The organism is [Eubacterium] eligens ATCC 27750, assembly GCF_000146185.1.
Taxonomy (GTDB): Bacteria; Bacillota; Clostridia; order Lachnospirales; family Lachnospiraceae; genus Lachnospira; species Lachnospira eligens.
This window is the reverse complement of sequence record NC_012778.1, coordinates 85,013-110,999: the sequence shown is the minus strand read 5'-3', so window position 1 is coordinate 110,999 and position 25,987 is coordinate 85,013. Positions and strand designations below refer to the sequence as shown.

Genomic DNA, 25,987 nt, shown 5'->3' with positions numbered 1-25,987 from the left:
TCTTAGTCTTTAAATTCCAATTTATATGGGTAATGATTCTTTCTCTTTTCAACTGGAGGAAGCTGCATATAATCTCCATACATATTTCTTAACTTCTCATCTTCGTTGGCTGGAAGAGGCATCTTAATATCTTCAAAATCATACATCTGTAATGGATATATCTCATCCTTTAACATTATATGATAATATGGATCTGTATCAAATAAGAATGCCATTCTCTTAGTATCCACATCATTATATCTTGATGCAATCTTTAAGCATTTGCCAGCAATCCAGTTATGTGAAATTCTGAACACAACAAGTCCGGCATGAATAATTGCTGTTGCAATATGTGTTATCTTAGCCTTAACTCCCTTATAAGGAAGTACCGGGAACGCAACATGTCTGAGAATAAGAAGCTTGCTCCAGAACCAGGCAGCTTTAGCCTGCTTTTTAAGTTCTTCCTCATCATCTGATATATTATCAAGCGGATACACATCAAGGAATATTCCAAGATCACATTTGATATTCTTAAGAGGTTCCTCTATAAATGTTGTTCCTTTCATCATAATTCTTGTTGTCATCAATGGATAATTCTTCATTGTTTCAACATTGGCAATTGAATACTTATCGCTGTAATCTCTTTTAATAACTTCCATCATCTTGTCGAAATCTTTTCTAGGAAGCATTACATCAATATCATCATCCCATGGAATGAATCCCTTATGTCTTATTGCCCCGATTCCTGATCCGGCATCACCAAACCATGTAAGATTATTCTCGTCACACACTTTGATGAAATCTCTAAGAATTTCCATCTCTGTCTGCTGTACCTTTTTAAGGGTTGCCTCATCGTATTCTTTCATCGTTAACTCCTATCCCTGCTTCATATTATTAGATTCTTCACTCTTGCTGTATGCCTTAGTAAGCATTTTAGCAATACATTTGGGCCAGAACTTCTGATACATAATGTAATCTTCTTCAGATCTCTTATTATCATTAAGAATCTTAGTTGTCTCTGAGTCCTCATGTATTCTGTGATATGTGAGTATCTTATTACAGAATATAAAGTCTCCCTTAAGCTTTGATAATCTCTCCCATGCTTCCCAGTCTTCATCAGCTCTGAATCCATTAAGGAATACCTGCTTCATAAGATTAGGTCTGTAATATGTTGCTGATGGACAACATATTGGTGAGCCAAGCGATAACACTCTTCTTCTTATAAATCTGCTTCCCCACATTGCCTTTGGACGCATTATGAAAAGCATTATTCTCTTTACTTTAAGAATCTTATTGGTTGTTACAATCTCGCCATTTCTTATCTCTGCATAATCGGTAAAGAAAAGCAGCGGCTTTTTAGCTTTAGCTGTATACGCTAACAGATTCTCTACATATTCAGGCGCATATTTATCATCCTGATGAGCTATAGTGACATAATCTGTCTGTACTTTAGAATAAGCAAAATTCCAATCCTGTGTAATTCCGCTTTCTCCCTCATTGACATACACCTTTAAATTATATTTTGCTGCTATGTCGTCAATATACTTATTAGGTGTAGATGTAGCAATAAATATCTCTGACTTTACAGTCTGTTCCATAAGTGATGTAATACACTCTTCAAGATATGGACTCTCCTTATAAGCGCATATCGCAAATGTATGATTAGTATTGACATGTTCCTTTGTCATTATAGTTCCTCCAAACGCCTTGTTTTAAGCATATGTATTTTCATACTATCTTCTACAGATACTCATTCTTTCCTTCTTCACGAAGCTTTGCAAGCACCTGCTTGATTTCGCCTGCATTCTCTTTAGTTGTAATAAGAGTTGCATCTTTAGTATCAACAACTACGATATCTCTTAAACCAACTGTGGCAATAAGTTTTTCGCCACCTTCTATTACACAGCCCCTAGTATTAACTGCAACTACATTGCCGTTAATTACATTGCTGTTATCATCATTCTTCTTGATTCTTCCTACTGCAAGCCATGAACCTACATCATCCCAACCGAAGTTGCCTGGAAGTGTGTAGATAGAATCTGCCTTCTCCATAATACCGTAGTCAACTGACTGTGACTCAAGATTAGGGAATTCTGCCTCAAGCACTGCATTTTCATCTGCTGTTCCAACTGCTGCCTTAATCTTTAATAAGCCTTCATATGTATCCGGCATGAACTTCTTAAAGCAGTCTAATATTGTAGATACCTTCCATACGAACATTCCACTGTTCCACAGATATGTTCCGTCAGCAAGGTATGATTTAGCTGTCTCAAGGTCTGGCTTCTCAACGAACTTTTCAACTGAATAAGCATTATTCTTCTTGTCATCCTGATTATACTTAATATAACCATAGCCTGTCTCTGGATAATTCGGAGTAATACCTACCGTTACAAGGTTAGCCCCCTCTTCTGCAATCTGAACAGCTTCTTTAAATGTATCTGCAAACACCTCATTATTCTTAATAAGGTGGTCTGATGGAAGTACAATCATAACTGCATCATCATATTTGCTTGCAACATGAACTGCTCCAAGACCTACACATGGTGCTGTATTTCTTCCAACAGGCTCACATAAGATATTCTCCTCTGGAATACCTGGAAGCTGCTGCTTTACAAGTTCTCTGTAGTTCTTGTTAGTAGCAACATAAACATCCTTAATATCAACCAATGGGCTGATTCGCTCTACCGTGAGCTGTATCATAGTCTTTCCGTCATCTGTAAGAGAAAGGAACTGTTTTGGCATATTAACACGGCTCTTTGGCCAGAATCGCTCTCCCTTACCACCTGCCATAATAAGTGCTGTAGTCTTCATAAATTCCTCCTTGTTCTGCCATATTGTTTTAACCATCAATTACGACATCTGTCTGTGCATCATAATATTTACCATCAGCTCTGATAGCACATCTATATGTGCCGCTTTCCATATCCGTTGTATCTATTCCACAAAAAAACGGTGCATAGTTAATGTTCTTATCCACACCTTTTCTTAAATGAAATACTCTGTCACATACTGACTGTACCTTAATCCTATAACAATTCTGTTCATTCCACAGAAAAATTACGGGATTATAATACACTTTATTTCCGTTATATGCAAATCCCCTAAGCTGCATATCATCATGATACCCTGTTTCTGTCACCTTAACTGTAGGTGATACTTCCATATATCCTGCAGCCGGCCTTAATCTGTCAGCTTTCTGAGGTTTTCTGTATATTACAGAATATATCTCATCTCCGAATCTGTAGTTATTCTCCGTCTGCGTAAGAAGCGGACTATAGAAAGGGTCATATTTCTCAAGCTTTGGATGTTTTTCATATGTCATATCCCTTGCATGCATATTACGTCTGTTCTTTTCTTCATCAACCTCATCATCACCTCTTGAGAATGATTCATGGTGAAAAAGGACCACGTCATTTCTTAAGACATTGTAATATCCCTGTTCATACAAAGTCAGGCATATATCAACATCATTATGTGTTACTTCAAATGCTTCATCAAATCCACCAGCTTTATCGAATTTAGCCTTCTCAATCATAAAGCATGCTCCTGTAACACACAGGCAGTCATAATCAGCGTAATTCCTGTGAGCCTTGATATTCTCATCATCAACTGCCTTCGCATACAGATGTGCAAAACAGCTTGATTCATAATTAATTACACCCACATGCTGGATATATGATGAGTCCGGATACAGAAGCTTTGCACCAACCGCGCCGGTACTTTCCTGCTTTGCCTGTCCGACAAGTACTGAAAGCCAGTCTGTGTCTTCATAATCCTGTCCGATTATTTCAATATCATCATTAAGGAACAGCAACAGATTACCTTTTGCTTTAGCTGCTCCAATATTACACATATGTGAGAAATTAAAATCTGCCTTTTCATACACATATGATGCCTGTCCTTCAAATGTATCTACAAGCTTCTCATACTCTTTTCTGTTGCTGTCATTACTTCCGTTATCAACAACAACAATTTCGTAATTAATATATTTCGTGAACTTGCGGATACTCTGTAAACAGCATTTTAATATGTCTGGATTATCCTTTGATGGAATAATTATACTCACCAGATCATATTCATTCGTAATATAATGCACATGCTCAACTGCTGAATCATGCTTATCTGCTACGATGTTCACATTAATTTCTGAACTTTCCAGAATCATTTTCTTAAAAGCTGCCATTCCGTCATCAGCAGTCCTGTATGATTTACTGTCAGTTCTTATGTCCTTAACAAGCACTTGATGGATATGCCCAACATCTGACGTCTTACACTTTGAAAGAATTATTAAAGACAATTCATAATAATTAATATTATCAACCGCGCCATGATTCTTACATTCATTAATAGCATCTATAAGAGCATTCTTCTTTGCAACAAATGCATCGCCAATATAATTGTAAGATAACAGTGTATCCCATGAATAATCAGGCTTGCAGTCAGGAAGTCCGCATCCAGCTTCCTGATTATACTTTTCCGAATCAGTATATATATATATAAGACTGCGTCCTGCCCTTTTCTGAATCCTTATATAATGTGAAACAATTGCTGTATAATCTTTATCGAATTCACAGCTTTCATCACACACGGCTATATATTCAGCATCCATTCCAGACACTGCTGCCAGCATGCTTTCATAGCTTCCACTATGTCTGCATATTGCTGTGCAGTCAGCCTTATTATCAGTAATACGCTGTTTTGGTGCGATTTTTTTTTGATAAATGCTATAAGCTTTCTCATCTGTCATATTCTGATGCATCTTCTGTTGTAATGCATACCCGAATGTCTTAAAGCCTTCTTTTCCAATAATCTGTGCTGCTCTCGTTAAAAACATTTTTACCTCTGATAATTACTCTAATTCCAGTGTATATGATTCTGTGTTAAGAGGGAAATTCCTGTTATAGAAAGGATCTCCTTCATCTAATTCTTTCTGCCATTTGCTCTTAAATGTATCAATCTCGCCTTTGAATCTTAATTGCTTTTCTTCAGTATCTTCATATCCTCTTGACTTAGATTCATAATGATACCACTGTGAAAATGCATCATATACTACAAGGTATCCCTTGCTTCTGACTTTCATGCAGAAATCAACATCATTAAATGCAACTGCATATTGTTCACACAAACCTCCTACTTCGTTGTATATTTCCTTTGATATCATAAGGCATGCAGCTGTAACCGCAGAATAATCGCTTGAAAGATATGCTCTTGACATATATCCGTACTGGTTAGCATCAAGACCTATGAATGCATGTCCTGCAATTCCGCCAAGTCCGATAATTACACCAGCATGCTGGATTGTTCCATCCGGGTACAATAACTTGGCACCAACAATTCCCACATCCGGACGCATGCAGTAACCAAGCATGTCTGATATAGAATCCGGTGCAATCATTTCAGTATCATTGTTGAGCAGTAAGATATAATCACCTTTTGCTTCCTTAACACCGAAATTATTAATTGCAGAATAATTAAATTCTCTCTTCCACACCAACACCTTAACATTAGAATATTCCTTCTGTATACTGTCATAATATTCAAATGTTTCTTTCTGCGTACTGTTATTTTCAACAATAATAACTTCTATATTCTTATAAGTATTGACATTAAACAGTGAACGTACACATTTATCAAGATCATCAATATGATCCTTATTAGGAATTACAATTGAAACAAGCGGATTTCCTGGTGTCTCATATATAACCCTGCTCCCTCCGAATAACTTACAAAGTTCAACCTTAGCCGGTATTCCAAGTCTCTTAAGATGGTCCTCAACAGCCTTTCTTCCTGCTTCATGGCAGTATGCCTTACTTGCTGGATTAGCTGCTGTAGAATTATCATGCATTCTCCAATGATATAATATCTTGGCAATATGCTCAGTCTTACGGGCTTTCTCAGTACATCTTAATATAACATCATAATCCTGTGCACCATCATAATCAGCCTTAAAGCCACCGATTTCCTTAAGAAGCTCTGTCTTAACACAGAAGAAATGTGTTATATAGTTATGAGATCTTAACAAATCAATGTTGTAATCTGTCTTAAAATTAGGATCAACATTTATCCAATCCGGTCCTAATATCTTATCTTCATCTGTATATACAGCATCAACCATCTTATCCTGAAATGCTTTAACAACTTCATATAAAGCATCTGGCTCTAATGTGTCATCATGATCAAGAAGCCCTGTTATCTCACCGTCAGCCAGTTCAAGTGCAGCATTAGTATTGCCTGCAATTCCCTTATTACTGTCTAACAGCTTATATACAATTCTTGAATCTTTCTTATGATAATCTTCAAGAACCTTCTCAAGCTTTGCATTACCGCAGCTTCCATCTGCTATACAAAGCTGCCAGTTACTGTATGACTGGTTAATTACTGACTGGATCATCTCTTCGAGATACTTAATAGGTGTATTATATGTTGGAACAATAATACTTACCTTTGGTTCATAAGCAAACTTCACCTTTTTCTGATTATCCAGCTCTTCCTGTGTAGCTTTATGAATTGCAAACCACTTCTTATATATCTCAGCCTGATCCATAACGCCATATAATCCGCCATATACATACTCTTTAAGATCTTTAAATCCATATAATCTTATGTGATGACAGAGGCGTGCGACATTATGTGGTGTTACAGCCTTAATCATTCTCTTGGTCTTATCTATATTGTAAATTCTTCTCTGTCTCTTAATCTCTTCATCTATATTAATATCAATGCTCTTGGCATCCGACTTAAAATGTAATACATATCCAGGTTTTTCATCTATTGTAATTGTGAATCCAACCGCTTTTTTTTCATCTTCTGTATAACCATTATCAATTAAATCAAGACGTTCACAGCGCACATTCTTGAATTCAAGCGGATTATTGCTTGTATCTGTCATATTGATTACAACATCACCTTCCTGTGCAACAACCCATCCTGCTACCCTGTAAACATGCTTGTCATCGATAGTCTTTTCCGGCCATATTCTGTCTATATTATACTGTAATATCTGATCCTGTACCGTATATACAACATCCTTCTCATCAGCACTTGCAATCTTACTTCTTACCCCTGCATCAACTACATATAATTCAATAGTCTTAACATCGCTCTTATTAACATCTGTTTTAATAATGAATCCTATCTTGCTGTCTCGCTTTAGATTGTTACTTATAAGAAGATCTAGCTTATCCTCTCTTGTTATATGTTCAACACTGCACTCTATTTTTCCCCCATTAATAAATAATTCAAATGAATAATCATCAAAATCCTTAGGAATATACCAGCCTGCAATTCTAATATGAAGTTTTCCCTGATTATCTGAAAGCTGTATATTAATTACATTATCACTCTTTTTCATAGCTACTACCTTTCAATTAACAGTTCTTCCATGTATGCTCAATTCTTGCAACACCCATATCTTCAATTCCTGATACAACATTAAACCTTGCTGCTTCTTTATAATAATCAATTGGTGTTCCATCAGCTTTCTCAAGCACTATATCAACCCAGTACTGGCTTCTTGTAAGTGTCATACTGTCAAACTCAATAACAATCTTTCCATCTTTCTCAAGGTCAAATGCATCAAGTCTGTCTATCTTAGTACTGCTTCCGCTGCATAACTGACCATCAATTCTGTAAATCATATATCTTGCATGAACTTCTTTTACCGGAGTCTCAACAGAATAATCTATCTCTATCACGGCTTTTCTTCCTGTTTCAAGAGTTTCTGTCCTATTGCCGTCATCACAAGACAAGATAACATCATTAATTCTTGCCTCGAAACTTCCGTAACGCTTATCGTTACCACCTTCTTTATTCTCTTCCTCAGCCTTCTTAAGTCTTCTCTGCTCTGCTTCAATTCTTAAGATTCTGGCTCTTTCCTGCTCATCCTTGCTTAATCTTTCCTGATTCATATAATCAAGATAAGCAATGTCAACTTCTCTTGGATCACCTTCCTGCTCAATCTGTCCATCTTTAATCCAGATTGACTTATCACATATCTCTTCAATCTGTCCAAGAGCATGTGATACAATAATAATAGTTGTTCCATTAGCCTTAATCTCTCTTAACTTGTTGAAACATTTTGCCTGAAAATTCGCATCACCTACAGCAAGAATCTCATCAATAAGAAGGATATCTGCATTAACATTAATAGCTACTGAGAATGCAAGTCTCATGTACATACCTGATGAATATGTTCTTACAGGATTATCAATAAACTGTTGTAATTCTGAAAACTCGATAATATCCTCAAGTCTTTCATCTATCTCTTTCTTAGTAAGACCAAATATCGCAGCATTAGTGTATATGTTTTCTCTTCCACTCATGTCAGGGTGGAATCCTGCTCCAAGTTCAAGAAGACTTGAAACTCTTCCGCACATTTCAATAGAACCGCTGTCTGGATATATAATCTTAGTCAACAGCTTAAGTGTTGTACTCTTACCACAGCCGTTTCTTCCAATAAGACCTACTGCCTCACCCTTCTTTACTGTAAAACTTATATTATTAAGAACAACTCTGTTTTCATATCTGTTTCTCTTCCAGAACAGCATTTTCTCTTTAAGTTCATTGCCTTTATCAAAATACACTTTAAAGCTTTTGGATACATTCCTTACTTCGATTGAATTCTCGTTGTTAAGCATACTTATCTCACTTTCTTAAACATTAAAACTCTTCTGCGAATCCGCGCTGAAGTCTTCTGAATATAATTGCTCCCAGAATAACAAAAACAACGCCTGTTATAATAGCAACCAATAATGTAGACAAATCTGGAATTTCCTTATAGTAAAGAATCTGTCTGTATATATTGATTATTGGTGTCATTGGATTTAAGTTAAATATTGTCTTTAATATCTGTGGAACATTAGCATTCTCTACCATATCAGCGCCATACATAACTGGTGTCATATACTGTAATGCCATAACTACAATTCCAAGAATGTACTGTAAATCTCTTAAATAAACAGTAAGTGCAGAAACTATAAGTCCAATTCCAAGACATAATATATATTCAACAATCATTACAACAGGAAGATATAATAATGCAACCGGATTAATTCCTCTTCCTGAGATAAGAAGAACGATAAACACAACAACAAATGTAAGAATCATATTAATGAATGCACTTGTTACTGTAGATATTGGAATAACCTCTCTTGGAAAATATATTTTCTTAACCATGTTAGATTCACGCATTATACATGTTGAACCATCCTGAACACTTGAGCCGAAAAACATCCATGGTACAAGCGCTACGAAAAGGAACAGATAATATTGCTCATAATTGGCTCTCATAATTATTGAGAAAACCAGTGTAAACACTAAAAGCTGTAACAACGGGTTAATAAATGTCCACATAAATCCGAGCACAGAGCCCTTGTATCTTCCACGTAAATCTTTCTTTACCAGAGAAAATATCATTTCTCTGTATTCATACATTTCCTTTAAATGTTTCATAAATCCTCCATTTAATTATGGCTGTCAGAAATTCGCATATAAGAATCCGCTTCCAGCGTCACTTGCATATCCCAGAACAAATATTGCTACTATAAGACCGTAATAAATAAGCCATCTTACAGCTATTGGCTTTGCTGCTACGGCAGCTCTTATCTGTACTCCTCTTTCTTTAAGTATGCTTATTATTAATACAACAACGCATCCGATTGCCAGAATTATGTAATCGGCCGACTTTAAACCAATACTCTTGAACATTACAGCGTTAAGCTGGTCAAATCTTAAGTCTGTAATCATTCGTTTTATCATTCTGACTGCAGAACCCATACCTGCTGCACTGCAATCGAATACCCATCCGATATTAACAAGTATAAATGTTCTTAATATCTGCACACACTGCCACCACTTCTTATGTGGGTTAATATGACATGCATGTAAGCATTTTTTATAAAGTGGCTCTACAAGGTTACTGAATGCTATTATTACTCCATTATACATACCATACATGATATAACGCCATTCTGCTCCATGCCATATACCAACTATAAAAAATATCAGAAGATTAGAAAGACATATAGGAAGCGTCTTGCCAACATGCTCACCAAGATGCTTCTTGCCCCACTTTCCGAACTTGTTCATAGCCTTTGACAAGCAGAATGGATAGAAGACATAATCCTTCATCCATGTACCTAGTGTAATATGCCATCTTCTCCAGAACTCTCCGATTGATTTACTAAAATATGGCTGTCTGAAGTTCTCATCCATAGTTACACCAAAAAGCTGCGCAACACCGATTACTATATCAATACCACCTGAAAAATCCGCATATAACTGGATTGAATACATAAGCACCGCTATTATTGCCATTGCTCCACCGTATTCATCAGGCTTGTTGAATATCATTGCTACAAATACTCCAGCCCTGTCTGCAAGAATCATCTTCTTGAACAGTCCCCAGAATATTCTCTGAATACCAAACTGTATATTCTGAAGATTAAATGCATTACCTGCAAAAAGTGTTTTCTGCAGCTTATCAAATCTTCCAATAGGTCCCTGCATAATCTGAGGGAAGAACGATACAAAAAGACATATCCTGAATGGATTCCTTTCTGCTCTGTATTTCCCCTGATATATATCAATAACATAAGATATTGACTGGAATGTAAAGAATGATAAACCAAGTGGCATCACATAATTGCTTAATGCATACACAGTCTTATCAATTCCTATCTTATTAAGAACTGCTGTAATATTGCCTGTGATAAAACCACCATATTTTAATACTGCAAGTACTCCGAAATTAATAAGCATTGCTATTACAAGTATTATTCTCTTCTTATGCTTAACAGAATTCTTAAGTTTCTTCTTCTGTTCCCTGTCAATCTCTGCCTTGTGTTCTTTCAGATATGCATCTGACTTATCCTGTATGTATTCCATTGCTAACGCCGCGAGATATATAACAAGCGATGCTGCAACCATGAAAAGACTATTCTTCACATTAAATGAAAAATAATACAGATAACTTAACACAAGTAACCACATCCATCTTACTTTAGATGGAAGTACATAATATATAACTACTCCGATTAATATAAAAAACCAAAATAACGCTGTTGTAAATGACATTTTATTTCTCCACTACCCCGTACAGCCCTGCATCAGTATCATACATTTCCTGATATGAACTGTAGAAATATCTATTAATATCTTTAGTTCCCTGTTTATGTTCTTTAATAACTTTGCCAAGAAATTCTGAATATTCTTTTGCAAATTCTCCATTCATATGTCCTTCTTTATCAACAAAGTCCGAATCTGTTCTTGGCAGTACATCCTGTCTTGCCATGTTGAAATCATAATAGAAGATTCCATTCTCTACCAGCAGATTATTTATTGTATTATGAACATTCTCCATATGAAGAGTACCTACACTGCTTGGAGTTATTGGAGATGTTACTGCGATAAGATCAATATCATTATCTCTGCAATATTTTATTATTTTCTTAATATACTTCAGAGGATAACCTGTAATTTGCTCTCTGCTTCTTACACTCCAGCTTTTTATAAGTTCTTTACCTGCCAGTTCTCCACTAACAGGCTTAATATAGAAATAGCCTCTTCCAGCATATGTTCCACCATCTACATCAAGAGAATAAATATCTGCATCTTTGTAACCCTTTGATAATTTCTGTTTGATATTTTCTTTCATACTGGTAAGTGTAAAATCACATGCTTGTCTTCTTGTGAAAACATTTCTTATTTCCATACGATTCATGTTATCATATATATACTGCCACTTTACATATGAACCCCAGTTCATCTGGCACTGGATAAACTGTTCAGTATAGAATCCTTCTTTAGGAGGATTGAAATAATACTGATAATCAATATCAAGAATAACTGTCTTAATATCATTAGTTCTGCATGTCTCTTCGAGTACATAATACGAATCTTTTACTGTTTCTCCCGGAATTGCCATATTAATCGAATATGTTCCCGCATTCTTATCAATCTGCTCCGGATCAGATGATGCCCTTGCATGTGATGCTCCGATTACAACTGTATCATAATCAGTACCATTATCCTTAGCACACACATTTCTTAAAATGTAATTAACATAGCCTGTCTGTACGCAGGCAAAATCAATCACTCCCATTATAGCTGCAAGTCCAGCTAAGAATATTACGCACCTTATTATTGGTTTAAATTTTTTCATAACTACCTTCTATATATCATCTTTTTACAAAATATCGATTACTGATAATATTACGCATTCATTTCCCTGTCAATCAATTCTCTCCATGAATTTTCTTTAACCTCTCGCTGACAATATCCGCAGAACGCTTATACGCCAGATGTTCCCTTGCATATTTCTGACCATTCCCAGCAATTCTTTCGTAGAAATCCTTATCCTCATAAAGCCTTCTCATATAGTCTGCTGCCTCATCAACATGTGCATCAGCCCATACATTGCCCTTCTTGAACGGCTCATAGTCCTTATCAAGCTCTATCATGTCGTAACCGACCATGCATGCTGTATCACTGTTCATAAACTCTGTATTGCCCGACCAGTCAGTTGCAATAACAGGTGTACCAACATACATTGACTCAGCCATAACAAGTCCGAAGCCTTCTGAACGGTGGAGCGAAACATACACATCCACATCTGCAAGAAGTGTATTAACCTCACATCTTCCCATATGACCGCACATATAATAAATGTTATCGCAGTCCTCTATTACAGAACCAATAATCTTTTCATCTTCTGCAGATAATTCTGCCTCGCTTATCTTGATAACAAGTCCGACATCCTTGTATTTTTCTTTCATCTGTTCATCTTTGCAGAACGCTTCTTTAAATGCTTTAATAGCGGCAAGCGGATTCTTTCTTTCCATAACGCTTCCACTGTTATACATTACAAGGAATAAGAACTTATCTTCTGGAAGATTAAAATGCTTTCTATCAAACTTCACAGTATCCGTCTGCGGTGCAACACAGTGCGGAACTGTTATTACAGGCTTGTCTGTGTATTTCTTCAAAGTATTCGTAACAAAATCAGACGGTGTCCAGACTTCATCAACAAGCTTGAATGCCGGAAGCCACTCTTCTGGAAATGTCTCCAGCTCCCATGCCCAGTATCCTATGTTATATCTGTAATCCCATACTTCTTTTCCAAGGCTTAAATATGCTACCATGAATTCACTTGCATTAACATGAATAATATTCACATCAAAAGGAAGCTCCTCTGTGAATCTGTCATCATACGTATCATTGCTTCTTGAACCTCCTGGTGGAACAAAGAAATCCCTTATAACATGAGGTTCTTTATTCTCATCAAGCAGCCTGCACATAATTCTTGCGCTTTGTCCAAGTCCGTTATCGCCCTTAATATTACCTATTATATTGGCACCACATTTGTATCTTCCTGCCTCATATTTTTCAATAGAATCAGCCGACAGCTTGTCTGTGGCATTATTAATTATCCCTGCTTTCATCTTACTTAAAAGCTTCATAGGAATAATCTTTGTCAGCACCGGTCTCAATGCTTCTCCCGTATTAAGAAAAAATTTTGATAAACCCATATAAACCTCAACATTCTATCTGTTATTCATCTGGCTGTTAATAAAGTCTCTCACCATACCACCAAGTCTTTCCGGTGTATACTTGTCCAACGCATGTCTGTATGCATTCTCATCAACAAGTCCAGAATTAATCTTCTTATCTATATTCTTCATTCCATTCGCAAGACTTATAACCTTATCATCATCATCACCGGCAAGACTGAATCTTTCCACACAGTCACCTACTACCTCGTCAAATATTTTAAGATTACTTGCAAGTATTGGCTTATTATGCTTCATTACCTCTAATATAGGCATTCCGAAGCCTTCTGCCATGGAAGGAAACACAAAGCATGAGCAGTTGTTATACAGGTCATATCTTGTAGTGTGTGATACATAACCAAGATAAGTAAGACCTTCAACCTCTGTAAGTGCAGTCTCAAGAAGCTGCTCAATATCATCCTCCTGCATCTTACCAGCAAGAATAAGAGGTCTTGTTCCGCCTTCTTCCCTGTATCTTCTGTACGCTTTAATAAGGATATCAACGCCCTTACGCTTCTCCATATTACCTACATACAAGAAATAATTCTCATCCTTAGGCGGTACATATCTTGTAAGCGGATTAGATATAATGTAGGCATTGCAGCTTGGAATCTTCTTAGCCTTTGGAAAATACATCTCTGTATCATCCTTAGTCTGCTCCGAATTATACAGAATCATATCTGTATGTCTTAAAGTCACACCAAGATTAAACTTAAAATAATAGCTGTATATTTTTCCAAAGTATCTTACATACTGAATAGGAAACATATCGTGTATTGTAATAAGTGTCTTAAAGCTTCCACTAAGATTAATAGGTATAATCGAATTAACCTCCCAGAATATATCCGGTTTCACCTGCTTTAATTCCTTCTTAACAAATGCAAAATATGCATACACTCCGACACTTTTATATACAGGCTTTCCCCATTCAATAACCTTGATTCCTCTAGCCTCAAATCTCTTAATATATTCACTCTCTTTAACATCTGTAAAAAGAATCCATTCAAATTCATCATATGTTATGAGCTGTTCTAAGAAGTCATTAAGATACATGCCCACACCGCTTGGTCTGCTGCCTAAAGTTCTTGCATCAACAGCAATCTTTAATTTCTTCATAACTGTATTCTCTGCCCCCAATAAATAATCTTTCATTCTATCAGAGTATTTCCATAATATGCATGTTCAAACTATCCCTGTAACAAAACATGTTTCTTTTGATTTTACCATATTATAGATATAATTGCTATACATTATTTTCTACACACAAATACACCAGCCTCTTTGGTTATTGTCATAGGTTTCACAAGCTTTTTCTCTACATATTTTTTAAAATCTGTATACTTATCCACAAGGTACTCTTTCTGATTGCCATGACATGATAGTATATAATCTACCAGCGGTTCTGCTTCATCAACAACAAGCGCATCTTTATAATCTCTTCTCTCAACATCTGAAAAATGTTTTTTTAATATCTTATCTCCATTATCAAGTCCGAATTTTTCAAAAAGCTTATCTGCTTCAAGTGCAATTCTCTTATCATATCCCGACACAAGGCGGCTTATCTCCTGCATATGCCTGCTGCCATATGTACTGCACACAAGCACTCCTCCAGGCTTTAACACCCTCACAATTTCATCAAGTGCCTTATTGACATTTTTACAATAAAACAGCACATGATTAGCAATCACCAGATCATACGATTCATCTTTTGCCCCTGTCTTTTCGCATGAAGCCACTCTGAACCTGAATGACACATCAATATCTCTTTCCTTCCAGCTCTCTGTTGCTTTTTTTATATTTCTTCTCGCATCACTTATCATGCCTTCTGATATATCTGTAAGCTCTATATATATGTTTTTTTTCTTCCCTGAAAATTCATTTCTCTTTCCTGTCATGGCAAGCTGACCTATATTGTCAACCCACAATGTTCCATCACCACACCCAATCTCAAGAATTCTCATCCCCTTAACAATACCACACTGCTCATATACCCACGGAAACCATCCCTGTTTATTAACTGAAAACCTGTTATGAAGATTAATTCTTGCAGATATATTTCCAGCATTAATGTACTGATTCTTCATGCTGTCTTCCATATTAGTAAGATGGATAATCTCCAGCATATTACTCCAGTCAACTCCTTTTCCCTCTTTAATAGAGTCTTCTGTTTCTTCAATAGCTTTACATACAAGCTGCATCTGTGCAATCTTGTCCTGTATCATTCGCTTTTGAAGTTCAAGTGAATTCTTTAGCACATGATAATCTGAATCACCAATTGTCATATTTCTTATATCATCCAGTGTAAATCCAAGATATTTAAGCAATAATATCTGCTGTAACCTTGTAAAATCTGAATCCGTATAAAATCTCACTCCCTCATCAGTAAGAAGTGATGGCTTTAATATGTTCTGCTGGTCATAATATCTTATAGTCCTTACCGAAACATTTGCTTTCTTCGCAAATTCCCCTGAAGAATAATATCCCTCTTTATGCATATATTACTCCTTGTAAAAATTTTTCAAAAAACACTTGAAGGTGACGCTGCGTCACCTTTTATTATATACATGACTTAAAAAATGTCTACTTGAAAATTAACATAACATTTTAACAAACAAGGAGGAACTTCAATTATGAAGGGTATTATTTTAGCTGGTGGTTCTGGCACACGCCTTTACCCACTCACAATGGTAACTAGTAAACAGCTTCTTCCAATCTATGATAAGCCAATGATTTATTATCCACTCTCAGTTCTTATGAGTGCTGGTATCAGAGATATTCTTATCATCTCTACACCACAGGATACTCCTAGATTCAAAGAGCTTTTAAAGGACGGAAGCCAGTTCGGTGTCAACCTTACTTACGCTGTACAGCCAAGCCCGGACGGACTTGCACAGGCATTTATTATCGGTGAGGAATTCATCGGTGATGACACTGTTGCCATGGTTCTTGGTGATAATATATTTGCAGGTCACGGTCTTAAGAAGAGACTTAAGGCAGCTGTTGAGAATGCTGAATCAGGAAAGGGTGCAACAGTATTTGGTTACTATGTTGATGATCCTGAAAGATTTGGTATTGTTGAATTTAATAATGAAGGAAAGGCCGTATCTATCGAGGAAAAGCCAGCACAGCCTAAGAGCAACTACTGTGTAACAGGTCTTTACTTCTATGACAACAAGGTTGTTGAATACGCTAAGAACTTAAAGCCATCTGCAAGAGGCGAGCTTGAGATTACTGATCTTAACCGTATCTACTTAGATAAGGGTACTTTAAATGTAGAGCTTCTCGGTCAGGGATTTACATGGCTTGATACAGGAACACATGAAAGTCTTGTAGAAGCTACTAACTTTGTTAAGACTGTTGAGACTCATCAGCACAGAAAGATTGCATGTCTTGAAGAAATCGCTTACTTAAACGGCTGGATTAACAAAGATGACGTCCTCAAGGTATATGAAGTATTAAAGAAGAACCAGTATGGTCAGTACTTAAAGGATGTCTTAGACGGCAAATATGTCGACAAGCTTCATGAATAATTAAGTACATTTAGTTAAAACATTTTTCATATAAGAACACATTTTAAATATTAAGGAGATTAATTATGACAATTATTGTTACCGGTGGAGCCGGATTTATCGGAAGTAACTTTATATTTCACATGTTAAACAAATACCCAGACTACAGAATCATCTGTCTTGACTGCCTCACATATGCAGGTAATCTTTCAACTCTTGAGCCTGTTATGTCTAACCCTAACTTCAGATTCGTTAAGGAAAGCATCACAGACCGCGAAGCTGTTTACAAACTTTTCGAAGAAGAGCATCCAGATATGGTTGTAAACTTCGCTGCTGAATCACACGTTGACCGTTCTATCGAGAACCCGGAAGTTTTCCTTATAACTAATATTCTTGGTACACAGGTTCTTATGGATGCCTGCAGAAAGTACGGTATTCAGAGATACCATCAGGTATCTACTGATGAAGTATACGGCGATCTTCCACTTGACAGACCTGACCTTTTCTTCACAGAAGAGACACCAATCCATACATCAAGCCCATACAGCTCATCAAAGGCTGGCGCAGATTTACTTGTTCTTGCTTACCACAGAACTTATGGACTTCCTGTTACTATTTCAAGATGCTCTAATAACTATGGACCATACCACTTCCCAGAGAAGCTTATCCCTCTTATGATTGCTAATGCTCTTAACGATAAGCCACTTCCAGTTTATGGCGAAGGTCTTAACGTTCGTGACTGGCTCTATGTTGAGGATCACTGCAAGGCTATCGACCTTATCATCCACAAGGGACGTGTTGGTGAAGTATACAACGTTGGTGGACACAACGAGAAGAGAAATATTGATATCGTTAAGCTTATCTGCAAGGAGCTTGGCAAGCCTGAATCACTTATCGTTCATGTAGGTGACAGAAAGGGACATGATATGCGTTACGCTATCGACCCAACTAAGATTCACAATGAATTAGGATGGCTTCCAGAAACTAAGTTTGAAGATGGTATCAAGAAGACAATTCAGTGGTATCTTGATAATAAGGAATGGTGGGAGACAATCATTTCTGGCGAATATCAGAACTACTATGAGAAAATGTATAGCAACCGCTAATTAACACATTTATTCTGTAAGGAGATTTGACATGAAGATATTAGTTACCGGCGTTGGCGGTCAGCTTGGCCACGACGTTATGAATGAACTGATAGGCAGAGGTCATACAGGCGTTGGCAGCGACATCGCACCTGAATATTCAGGAGTTGCTGATGGAAGCGCTGTCACAACAGCCGAATATGTACCTATGGATATAACTGATGCTGCCCAGGTTTCTGAAGTTATCACTAAGGTTTCACCTGATGTTGTAATTCACTGCGCAGCATGGACAGCCGTTGACGCTGCTGAAGATGATGATAAGAAAGCCAAGGTTAAGGCTATCAATGCAGATGGTACTCAGAATATTGCCAATGTCTGCAAACAGCTTGACTGCAAGATGGTATACATCAGTACTGATTATGTATTTGATGGTCAGGGTGAAACACCTTGGGAACCAGACTGCAAGGACTACAAGCCTCTTAATGTATATGGAGAGACTAAGCTTGCCGGAGAACTTGCTGTTTCTAACACTCTTGATAAATACTTTATCGTGCGTATTGCATGGGTATTTGGTGTTAATGGAAAGAACTTTATTAAGACTATGCTTAATGTAGGAAAGACTCATGACGAGGTTCGTGTTGTCAACGACCAGATTGGTACACCAACTTACACATTAGATCTTGCAAGACTTCTTGTTGATATGGTTGAAACTGACAAATACGGTTATTACCATGCAACTAATGAAGGTGGATACATTTCATGGTATGACTTTACTAAGGAAATCTATGCACAGGCAGGTCTTTCTACTAAGGTTACACCTGTAACTACTGCTGAATACGGCATTTCTAAAGCTGCAAGACCTTTTAACAGCCGTTTAGATAAGAGCAAGCTTACTGCTAACGGATTCACTCCGCTTCCAACATGGCAGGATGCTCTTCACAGATTCTTAAAGGAAATCGGTGAGATTTAATATTTCAAAGGAGATTTTATCATGGGACAGATTACAATTGAAAAGAATGTCGCAGGTATCGAAGGACTTTGTGTCATCACTCCTGCTGTTCACGGCGATAACCGTGGTTATTTTATGGAAACATACAGCCAACGTGATATGGAAGAAGCTGGTATCAATATTAACTTTGTTCAGGACAATCAGTCTATGAGTACTAAGGGTGTTCTTCGTGGTCTTCACTTCCAGAAGCATTTCCCACAGACAAAGCTTGTAAGAGCTATCAAGGGAGCTGTTTTTGATGTAGCTGTTGACCTTCGTACAGACTCTGAAACTTATGGAAAGTGGTACGGAATCCTTCTCACAGAGGAGAATAAGAAGCAGTTCCTTATCCCTAAGGGATTTGCACATGGATTCCTCGTTCTTACTGATACAGCGGAATTCTGCTACAAGTGCGATGACTTCTATCATCCTAACGACGAGGGTGGTCTCGCATGGAATGACCCTGCAATCGGTATTGAATGGCCAGAGCTTACAGGCACTTACAATGGCTCAGCTTCAGGCGAAGGCTATGCTTTAAGCGATGGAACAAAGCTCAACTTAAGTGATAAGGATCAGCTTTGGGATACACTTGAGAACACATTTAAGTTTGATTAGTTATTATAATAAAAACTGCGGCTCTTATGAACCGCAGTTTTTATTATATGTACTCATTATTGCTACAAAACATATAAACACCGGGAAGACCTCAAATTCAAAAAGATTTCCTGTTCCCTGCAGAATGTATGCTATTGCCGCTATTCCTATTGCCGTTATCATATATCTGCTTCCATATCCCTGCAGCAAATAATCATCATTGCTATTGCTAATATCTTTTTCTGGTTTAGTCCTGTCCTCTATCGATTCCAACACACTATGCGTTGTAAATATAAACACTGCAACAGACATCAATATCTGAATAATTCCTATAAAAATCATTAGATAAAAAGTATAATTATTTCTATAGTTATTAATCATAACGATTGTAATTATCCCAATTATATCCAATCCTGTAATACACATATATATACGGTTTAACACAACTTTTCTGATATTTTTTATACATCCCTTAACTCTATCATCAAATATTATAAGCATCATATATATTATACAACCGGCTATTATAAATGCCGTTGTCTTATATGATGTAAGAAATGCTGATGACACAGGCAATGCAGTAACCTTATTTGTAAATACATTTATATATGCAAACAGCCTTCCCAGAATAAAAATCATAAGCACTATAAGTTCATATCTCGTAAAGCATTCATATTTTCTTAATGCTATTGGCAGCATAACAAGAAGCACTATTACCATACCCGTAACAGCCATATTACCTGTTGCAGATATAAGCCCCATTTCACATAAACAAGCCGCTGCCAGGTAATATATTTTTTTATTATCATCTGATAAAAGGAATGAATATACACAAACTGCAAACATCATAACCGTATACATACAATACTCATCTGTACAGCCTTTAGCAGAAATTAAGAACCTCAATATTGTAATTATATTTATAATTACAGATGCAAAAATCATAATCGCCATATCTGTTTCTTCATACGAATAACATTCAGATATAACAATATATATACATGCACATCCTATAAAAAATAACATTCCCTGAATTCTGCTTCCTGCTCCACTAAATTCGCAGCCTATAGCTGGTGATATAAAACACCACATTATTGCCAAAAATATCAGAATGCCTGACACAACATATCTGCTTTTTACATCCGCAGCTATAAAATCCTTAAAAGCATCTTTACTGTTAACCAACTCATTAATAACCGCACACAGTAATACCAGCAGCGCCATCACTATAAAAACATTACAAAAAAAAGACGATACTTTTCTGTTCTGTACAATAACAGCAAAAGGAAAGATAACTGCCATAATAAGCACAGTTACCTTTCCAATAAAAAACTTTAACTTCTGATATATCCCCATATACCTTCTCCCCCATATAAATACATTCTATAGCCAGATAAAATTAATGTTCATCCGGATGGTAAGTAACAACCACCTTCTTAAGTGATTCTCTTATATTACCTGTTTCTGAATAAGCTTCTTCCTTAAGCTTCTCAAGGTTATTAAAGAAATTCTCTTTATCAAACTCAATTGGTTTTCCAATGTGAATAAGCTTGTTGTCTGTCTCCTGAAGTCCTTCCTCTTTCATAAGAAGTTCCTCATATAATTTTTCTCCTGGTCTGAGTCCCGTATATTTAATCTCCATATCAACGCCAAGTGTATAACCTGACAATCTGATAAGGTTCTTTGCGAGGTCATCAATCTTAACAGGCTCACCCATATCAAGAATGAATATCTCTCCACCTTTGGCATATGCACCTGCCTGAAGAACAAGTGAAACCGCCTCTGGTATAGTCATGAAATATCTTATAATATTAGGATCTGTAACCGTAACCGGTCCGCCAGCCTCAATCTGTCTCTTAAAAAGAGGAATGACTGAGCCGTTACTTCCAAGTACATTACCGAATCTTACAGCAACGAAATCTGTCTTGGATATCCCGTTATATGTCTGAACAATCATCTCACAGATACGCTTTGTTGCTCCCATTACATTAGTTGGATTAACAGCCTTATCTGTACTTATCATAACAAACTTCTTAACCCCATACTTATCAGCCATCCTTGCAACATTCCATGTACCAACAACATTATTCTTAACAGCCTCATCAGGACTGACTTCCATAAGCGGTACATGCTTATGTGCTGCTGCATGATATACAATATCTGGCTTATACTGTGCAAATACGCTTTCAAGTCTTGAAACATTTCTTATCGAACCAATAAGAGTAACAACATTGGCATCAGGATAATTAATCTTTAATTCCTGCTGAATATCATAGGCATTATTCTCATATATATCAAATATAATGAGCTGCTTAGGCTTGTGACTTACAAGCTGGCGGCACAGCTCTGAACCAATAGAACCGCCACCACCTGTTACCATAATGACCTTATCCTTAACATAACCCATGATAGATTCAATATCTACTTCAATCGGGTCTCTTCCAAGAAGGTCAAGCACATCAACATTACGGATAGAATTAACATTAATCTCTCCATCTACCATCTGATATACACCTGGCAGAATCTTAAGAGTACAATCAGTCTCTTTACAAATGTTTAATATATCCCTTTTAACTTCATTAGATGCTGATGGAATTGCAAATATAATCTCATCAATATCATAAAGCTTTGCTGCTTCCTTAATCTTGTCCCTTGTTCCTATAACCTTGACGCCTCGTATGTATTTACCAACCTTGCGGCGGTCATCATCAATAATACATGCAATATTAGAATTGGCAAGATAGCTCGAATTCTGTATTTCTCTCATAATGACATTAGTTGCCTCTCCGGCACCAATAATCATTACATTGTTGGAAGTCTTAATATTTCTGTATTTGTTAAGAACAGTTCTTATCATTCTGTACATAAAACGACTTGCACATATTGCAATAATAAGGTATATTGCCGCATTAAAATAGCAGCTTCTAGGAAGCATATTACCCACCATCTTATTACTTAAGAAATGTACCACTTCTACAGTAATACATGCTTCAGCAATCCTGTACACCTCAGCTATACTCGCATACTGCCACAGACTGTGATATAATCTGAACACCCAGAATATAAGCAGCGATATTATTGTATAGAACAGCATATTGTCTACATAATTGTTAATATATTGAGGTTCAATAGATACAATACCTACATCAAATCTCATAATAAGCGACAGATATACACATGCATTCAGTAAAAATGTATCTGTTAAAAACAAGAAAAATCTTCTTACCAGAAGCTGTATTCTGTCCTTTTTAGTTTCACCCATCATCAGTTCCTCGTTTCTTTAGCAGGCTTTTTAGCTGCTAACCCACATACTGTACCAATTCCATAAGAAATATGCAACAGAAAAAATAAAAATGGCAATGCAAAACATGTTTTATTGCGCTCCTTCTTTGCTCCTATTACTGCAACAATCGACATAACTACTGCCAACAGCCAGTATGCTCCCCACATAAGTCCTGTAAGTCCATATACAATACGCGAAAAAATCGACTTCACAGCAAGCAGCTTACATGACACACTTGCAACTGTTGTAACAATAATAGCCATGACAAAAGCCCATGGAACAAAATGATATATAGAAAGGCATCCTGGACATACCTTGCTTGTCTTTCCAATCCAGTATCCATTAGCATATTTCTGCTTAAGCATCTTAGGAAGTGAACTTCTTGTATGCTGGTACGATATTATATCCGGACAGAATCTTAATTTAAACCCTGCTTTTCTCATACGGTAATGAATTTCATTATCCTCAGTTCTTGCAAGAGCCTCATTATAATGTCCGATTTTTTCAAAAACTTCCCTTCTATATGCAGCATGGAACAACGATTTCATATATATCTTTTCTTCCGTTCCATTCCCACCATTACGGTAAGGTGCTATGCTTGAGCCGAACATCGAACTCTCAGCAAGAAGCAGCGTATCCTTCCATGGTGTCTCTTCATCAACTATATTAGGTCGGACACCACCGACAACCATCTCGCCTTCTTCTAATACTTTAACATTCTTGCTGACAAAATCCACCGGGATATGTGCATGCGCATCAACTCTTATAACAGCTTCCCCTGCATAATTATCGAGCAGCACGTTCCATCCACACGGAAGCGTCTTCTTAGGATTGTCAAGCACGATTATCTGTCTTGCTCCCATCTTATTCTCATCAGCAAACTTCTGCATAACAGCCTTTGTTCCATCCGTGGATGCAGAATCAACAAGCACAACCTCCATAAGACTATGATCATAATCCTGCCTGCTTATGTCATCAAGAATATTCTTTATCGTACTCTCCTCGTTATATGCAATAACGGCAATTGTAATAAACATACTCTACCTACTTCTTAACAGTCATTCTTTCACTTCCAACTACTGATGTAAATGTATCCCACAATACAGCCGCATCAGCCTTCACGCCAAAATGTTTCATACTTTCAAGGTTATAACGCATTTTTGCCGGTAACACTTCATTCAGATATATATTATCTGTACTTTTTTCATCAACAGCCTCACCAAGAAGCTTGTCCTCATCCTTATAAGCAATACTTGTCCTTGATGTAAGTCCGGCAGGAAGAAGAAGTGTCGCATACATCTCCTTAGTGTACTTCTTAACATACTTAGGAACTTCCGGTCTTGTTCCGACAAGAGTCATATCCCCTGCAAGTATATTAAAAAGCTGAGGAAACTCGTCCATTCTGTATTTGCGTAAAAATGCTCCAACCTTAGTGATTCTTGAATCATTATCTACAGTCACTGCTGCCCCTAGCTTACTTGCATTGTCAACCATAGTCCTGAACTTGTATATACGAAAAATTCTTCCATACTGTGTTACTCTCGCCTGCCTGAAAAAAACAGGTCCCGGTGAATCAAGTCTGATTGCAAGTGCAATTATTCCCATTGGAATAATTAAAACTGCCAGCATAATACCAGCAACAATAACATCAAGCACTCTTTTCATCTCTAACCACATTCTGTGTTTCATAAGTATATTATAGTATTTTCTTACTTCCTTAGTTCTCATTTCATCAGGAAGAAGCTGCCATGGTCTTAACTCCATCGTAATCAATCCCCTTTTTGTTGTTGTATAACTAATGTCCGATTATTTCATTCTGTTAAACTGCTCTATTACATATTCTACCTGTTCATCAGTAAGACATGTATGAAGCGGCAGTGTAATCTCATTACGATACATATTATATGAATGTGGAAAATCCTTAATATCAAATCCCATGTTCTTATATGCCGTATGCATTGGAAGCGGCTTATAATGTACATTAGTTGCAACACCTGCCTCAGCAAGTCTTGTAATCAGTTCATTACGCTCCTTAACATCCTTTCCAAGAAGCCTTACAAGATACAGATGACCACTTGAAGTATATTCATCTGTAAAATGCTTCATAATATCCACATCATCGGCTGCAATCCCTTGTGTATATCTCTCAATTATATCTCTTCTTCTCTTAAGAAGTCCCGGATATCTCTTAAGCTGTACAAGCCCAATAGAAGCCATAATATCAGTCATGTTACATTTGTAATAAGTTCCTTTGATATCATATTCCCATGCACCAAGCTTAGTCTTTGCAAGCGCATCCTTAGACTGTCCGTGAAGTGAGTAAAGCATTATCTGCTTATATATATCCTCATCATCAACTCCCGGAATACTTCTCCATGTAAGAGCTCCGCCTTCTGCTGTTGTAAGGTTCTTGACTGCATGAAATGAAAAGCTTGTAAAGTCAGCCTTCATTCCACTCATAACACCACCCTCACTTGCTCCGAAACCATGTGCAGAATCAGCAACAATTGCAACTCTGCCAAGTGCCTCCTGAAGGGGTGTTGAAGCCTTAAATATATTCTTTTTACTCTCGACAATCTTTCTTATCCTGTCATAGTCAACCATAACACCACCTATATCTACAGGTATTACAGCCTTGGTACTCTCATTAATTGCAGCTTCAAGCGCGTCATAATCAAGGTGATATGTGTCCTTTTCAACATCAATAAGAACAAGCTTTGCATTAACATGCGCAACGACACTTGCAGATGCTGTATAAGTGTATGCCGGTACAATAACCTCATCGCCCTCACCGATTCCTAACAGGCGGAGTGCAGTCTCAAGACATGCTGTAGCTGAATTGAGACATGCCGCCCTGTTACAGCCTGTAAACTGAGCAATATTTCTTTCAAACTCTTTAGTTCTTGGACCTGTTGTAATCCATCCTGACCTTAAAGCCTCAGAAACTGCCTGAATCTCTTCCTCGGTTATATCTGGTGGTGAAAATAAAATATTCATAACTC

Annotated in this window: 21 protein-coding genes; 4 read left to right on the top strand and 17 right to left on the bottom strand. The window is 37.0% G+C overall.

The window, feature by feature from the left end; genetic code table 11:
- Positions 1–2: 2 nt before the first annotated feature.
- The 12 genes from EUBELI_RS00495 to EUBELI_RS00440 form a co-directional block, all read right to left on the bottom strand.
- On the bottom strand, positions 3–845 hold the full coding sequence (locus EUBELI_RS00495; protein WP_012738374.1) for a LicD family protein: 843 nt from the start codon (positions 843–845) through the stop codon (positions 3–5).
- Positions 846–854: 9 nt separating this feature from the next.
- Entirely contained in the window at positions 855–1,667 is an 813-nt protein-coding gene (locus EUBELI_RS00490) for a glycosyltransferase family 2 protein (RefSeq protein WP_012738373.1), read from the bottom strand.
- Positions 1,668–1,719: 52 nt separating this feature from the next.
- Entirely contained in the window at positions 1,720–2,790 is a 1,071-nt protein-coding gene (locus tag EUBELI_RS00485) for a mannose-1-phosphate guanylyltransferase (protein WP_022099227.1), read from the bottom strand.
- Positions 2,791–2,818: 28 nt separating this feature from the next.
- Positions 2,819–4,813 (bottom strand): glycosyltransferase family 2 protein, encoded by a 1,995-nt coding sequence (locus tag EUBELI_RS00480; protein WP_012738371.1) that lies wholly within the window; start codon positions 4,811–4,813, stop codon positions 2,819–2,821.
- Positions 4,814–4,828: 15 nt separating this feature from the next.
- Positions 4,829–7,330 carry a glycosyltransferase family 2 protein gene (locus EUBELI_RS00475; RefSeq protein ID WP_012738370.1) on the bottom strand — a complete coding sequence of 834 codons (2,502 nt, stop codon included), beginning with the start codon at positions 7,328–7,330 and terminating at the stop codon, positions 4,829–4,831.
- A gap of 16 nt (positions 7,331–7,346) precedes the next feature.
- Complete coding sequence (locus EUBELI_RS00470) at positions 7,347–8,615, bottom strand: ABC transporter ATP-binding protein (protein ID WP_012738369.1); 1,269 nt, start codon at positions 8,613–8,615, stop codon at positions 7,347–7,349.
- 22 nt (positions 8,616–8,637) lie between these two features.
- Positions 8,638–9,429, bottom strand: a complete 792-nt coding sequence (locus EUBELI_RS00465) for an ABC transporter permease (RefSeq protein ID WP_012738368.1) — start codon at positions 9,427–9,429, stop codon at positions 8,638–8,640.
- Between the two features lie 24 nt (positions 9,430–9,453).
- Complete coding sequence (locus EUBELI_RS00460; protein WP_012738367.1) at positions 9,454–11,052, bottom strand: MBOAT family O-acyltransferase; 1,599 nt, start codon at positions 11,050–11,052, stop codon at positions 9,454–9,456.
- Position 11,053: 1 nt separating this feature from the next.
- Positions 11,054–12,139 carry a hypothetical protein gene (locus EUBELI_RS00455; RefSeq protein WP_012738366.1) on the bottom strand — a complete coding sequence of 362 codons (1,086 nt, stop codon included), beginning with the start codon at positions 12,137–12,139 and terminating at the stop codon, positions 11,054–11,056.
- Positions 12,140–12,212: 73 nt separating this feature from the next.
- The gene (locus EUBELI_RS00450; RefSeq protein WP_012738365.1) at positions 12,213–13,505 is read right to left on the bottom strand and encodes a glycosyltransferase family 4 protein; all 1,293 of its coding nucleotides are present in this window, start codon (positions 13,503–13,505) and stop codon (positions 12,213–12,215) included.
- 15 nt (positions 13,506–13,520) lie between these two features.
- Positions 13,521–14,678 (bottom strand): glycosyltransferase family 4 protein, encoded by a 1,158-nt coding sequence (locus EUBELI_RS00445; protein ID WP_012738364.1) that lies wholly within the window; start codon positions 14,676–14,678, stop codon positions 13,521–13,523.
- Between the two features lie 98 nt (positions 14,679–14,776).
- A complete protein-coding gene (locus EUBELI_RS00440; RefSeq protein WP_012738363.1) occupies positions 14,777–16,021 on the bottom strand; it encodes a MerR family transcriptional regulator in 1,245 nt (414 codons plus the stop codon).
- A 135-nt stretch (positions 16,022–16,156) separates the two neighbouring features.
- On the opposite strand from EUBELI_RS00440, the gene rfbA reads away from it, so the two are divergent.
- The 4 genes from rfbA to rfbC all read left to right on the top strand — a co-directional run bounded on the left by rfbA (position 16,157) and on the right by rfbC (position 19,723).
- The gene (rfbA, locus tag EUBELI_RS00435) at positions 16,157–17,056 is read left to right on the top strand and encodes a glucose-1-phosphate thymidylyltransferase RfbA (protein ID WP_012738362.1); all 900 of its coding nucleotides are present in this window, start codon (positions 16,157–16,159) and stop codon (positions 17,054–17,056) included.
- 65 nt (positions 17,057–17,121) lie between these two features.
- A complete protein-coding gene (gene rfbB, locus EUBELI_RS00430) occupies positions 17,122–18,141 on the top strand; it encodes a dTDP-glucose 4,6-dehydratase (RefSeq protein WP_012738361.1) in 1,020 nt (339 codons plus the stop codon).
- Positions 18,142–18,172: 31 nt separating this feature from the next.
- A complete protein-coding gene (gene rfbD, locus EUBELI_RS00425; RefSeq protein WP_012738360.1) occupies positions 18,173–19,090 on the top strand; it encodes a dTDP-4-dehydrorhamnose reductase in 918 nt (305 codons plus the stop codon).
- 21 nt (positions 19,091–19,111) lie between these two features.
- Complete coding sequence (gene rfbC, locus EUBELI_RS00420; RefSeq protein WP_012738359.1) at positions 19,112–19,723, top strand: dTDP-4-dehydrorhamnose 3,5-epimerase; 612 nt, start codon at positions 19,112–19,114, stop codon at positions 19,721–19,723.
- Positions 19,724–19,747: 24 nt separating this feature from the next.
- Here the strand turns inward: rfbC and EUBELI_RS00415 are convergent, their stop codons facing one another.
- From EUBELI_RS00415 to EUBELI_RS00395, 5 genes are read right to left on the bottom strand one after another with little or no spacing between them, the layout of a single operon-like run.
- Positions 19,748–21,058: a hypothetical protein gene (locus tag EUBELI_RS00415; RefSeq protein WP_012738358.1), complete on the bottom strand. Its 1,311-nt coding sequence runs from the start codon at positions 21,056–21,058 to the stop codon at positions 19,748–19,750.
- Positions 21,059–21,101: 43 nt separating this feature from the next.
- Positions 21,102–22,967, bottom strand: a complete 1,866-nt coding sequence (locus EUBELI_RS00410) for a polysaccharide biosynthesis protein (protein ID WP_012738357.1) — start codon at positions 22,965–22,967, stop codon at positions 21,102–21,104.
- The gene (locus EUBELI_RS00405; RefSeq protein ID WP_012738356.1) at positions 22,967–24,022 is read right to left on the bottom strand and encodes a glycosyltransferase family 2 protein; all 1,056 of its coding nucleotides are present in this window, start codon (positions 24,020–24,022) and stop codon (positions 22,967–22,969) included. Before EUBELI_RS00405 ends, EUBELI_RS00410 begins: the two co-directional genes overlap by 1 nt.
- A 7-nt stretch (positions 24,023–24,029) precedes the next feature.
- On the bottom strand, positions 24,030–24,749 hold the full coding sequence (locus EUBELI_RS00400) for a sugar transferase (RefSeq protein WP_012738355.1): 720 nt from the start codon (positions 24,747–24,749) through the stop codon (positions 24,030–24,032).
- A gap of 42 nt (positions 24,750–24,791) precedes the next feature.
- Positions 24,792–25,982, bottom strand: a complete 1,191-nt coding sequence (locus EUBELI_RS00395) for a DegT/DnrJ/EryC1/StrS family aminotransferase (RefSeq protein ID WP_012738354.1) — start codon at positions 25,980–25,982, stop codon at positions 24,792–24,794.
- Positions 25,983–25,987 lie beyond the last annotated feature (5 nt).

What these genes read in the sequence shown, in the direction of transcription:
- EUBELI_RS00400 (WP_012738355.1), bottom strand. Translation starts at nt 24,749, where the DNA reads ATGGAGTTAAGACCATGGCAGCTTCTTCCTGATGAAATGAGAACTAAG.
- EUBELI_RS00485 (WP_022099227.1), bottom strand. Translation starts at nt 2,790, where the DNA reads ATGAAGACTACAGCACTTATTATGGCAGGTGGTAAGGGAGAGCGATTC.
- EUBELI_RS00440 (WP_012738363.1), bottom strand. Translation starts at nt 16,021, where the DNA reads ATGCATAAAGAGGGATATTATTCTTCAGGGGAATTTGCGAAGAAAGCA.
- EUBELI_RS00460 (WP_012738367.1), bottom strand. Translation starts at nt 11,052, where the DNA reads ATGTCATTTACAACAGCGTTATTTTGGTTTTTTATATTAATCGGAGTA.
- rfbC (WP_012738359.1), top strand. Translation starts at nt 19,112, where the DNA reads ATGGGACAGATTACAATTGAAAAGAATGTCGCAGGTATCGAAGGACTT.
- EUBELI_RS00395 (WP_012738354.1), bottom strand. Translation starts at nt 25,982, where the DNA reads ATGAATATTTTATTTTCACCACCAGATATAACCGAGGAAGAGATTCAG.
- EUBELI_RS00405 (WP_012738356.1), bottom strand. Translation starts at nt 24,022, where the DNA reads ATGTTTATTACAATTGCCGTTATTGCATATAACGAGGAGAGTACGATA.
- EUBELI_RS00490 (WP_012738373.1), bottom strand. Translation starts at nt 1,667, where the DNA reads ATGACAAAGGAACATGTCAATACTAATCATACATTTGCGATATGCGCT.
- EUBELI_RS00450 (WP_012738365.1), bottom strand. Translation starts at nt 13,505, where the DNA reads ATGGGTTTATCAAAATTTTTTCTTAATACGGGAGAAGCATTGAGACCG.
- EUBELI_RS00480 (WP_012738371.1), bottom strand. Translation starts at nt 4,813, where the DNA reads ATGTTTTTAACGAGAGCAGCACAGATTATTGGAAAAGAAGGCTTTAAG.
- EUBELI_RS00410 (WP_012738357.1), bottom strand. Translation starts at nt 22,967, where the DNA reads ATGATGGGTGAAACTAAAAAGGACAGAATACAGCTTCTGGTAAGAAGA.
- rfbD (WP_012738360.1), top strand. Translation starts at nt 18,173, where the DNA reads ATGAAGATATTAGTTACCGGCGTTGGCGGTCAGCTTGGCCACGACGTT.
- EUBELI_RS00465 (WP_012738368.1), bottom strand. Translation starts at nt 9,429, where the DNA reads ATGAAACATTTAAAGGAAATGTATGAATACAGAGAAATGATATTTTCT.
- EUBELI_RS00445 (WP_012738364.1), bottom strand. Translation starts at nt 14,678, where the DNA reads ATGAAAGATTATTTATTGGGGGCAGAGAATACAGTTATGAAGAAATTA.
- EUBELI_RS00470 (WP_012738369.1), bottom strand. Translation starts at nt 8,615, where the DNA reads ATGCTTAACAACGAGAATTCAATCGAAGTAAGGAATGTATCCAAAAGC.
- EUBELI_RS00455 (WP_012738366.1), bottom strand. Translation starts at nt 12,139, where the DNA reads ATGAAAAAATTTAAACCAATAATAAGGTGCGTAATATTCTTAGCTGGA.
- EUBELI_RS00475 (WP_012738370.1), bottom strand. Translation starts at nt 7,330, where the DNA reads ATGAAAAAGAGTGATAATGTAATTAATATACAGCTTTCAGATAATCAG.
- rfbB (WP_012738361.1), top strand. Translation starts at nt 17,122, where the DNA reads ATGACAATTATTGTTACCGGTGGAGCCGGATTTATCGGAAGTAACTTT.
- EUBELI_RS00415 (WP_012738358.1), bottom strand. Translation starts at nt 21,058, where the DNA reads ATGGGGATATATCAGAAGTTAAAGTTTTTTATTGGAAAGGTAACTGTG.
- rfbA (WP_012738362.1), top strand. Translation starts at nt 16,157, where the DNA reads ATGAAGGGTATTATTTTAGCTGGTGGTTCTGGCACACGCCTTTACCCA.
- EUBELI_RS00495 (WP_012738374.1), bottom strand. Translation starts at nt 845, where the DNA reads ATGAAAGAATACGATGAGGCAACCCTTAAAAAGGTACAGCAGACAGAG.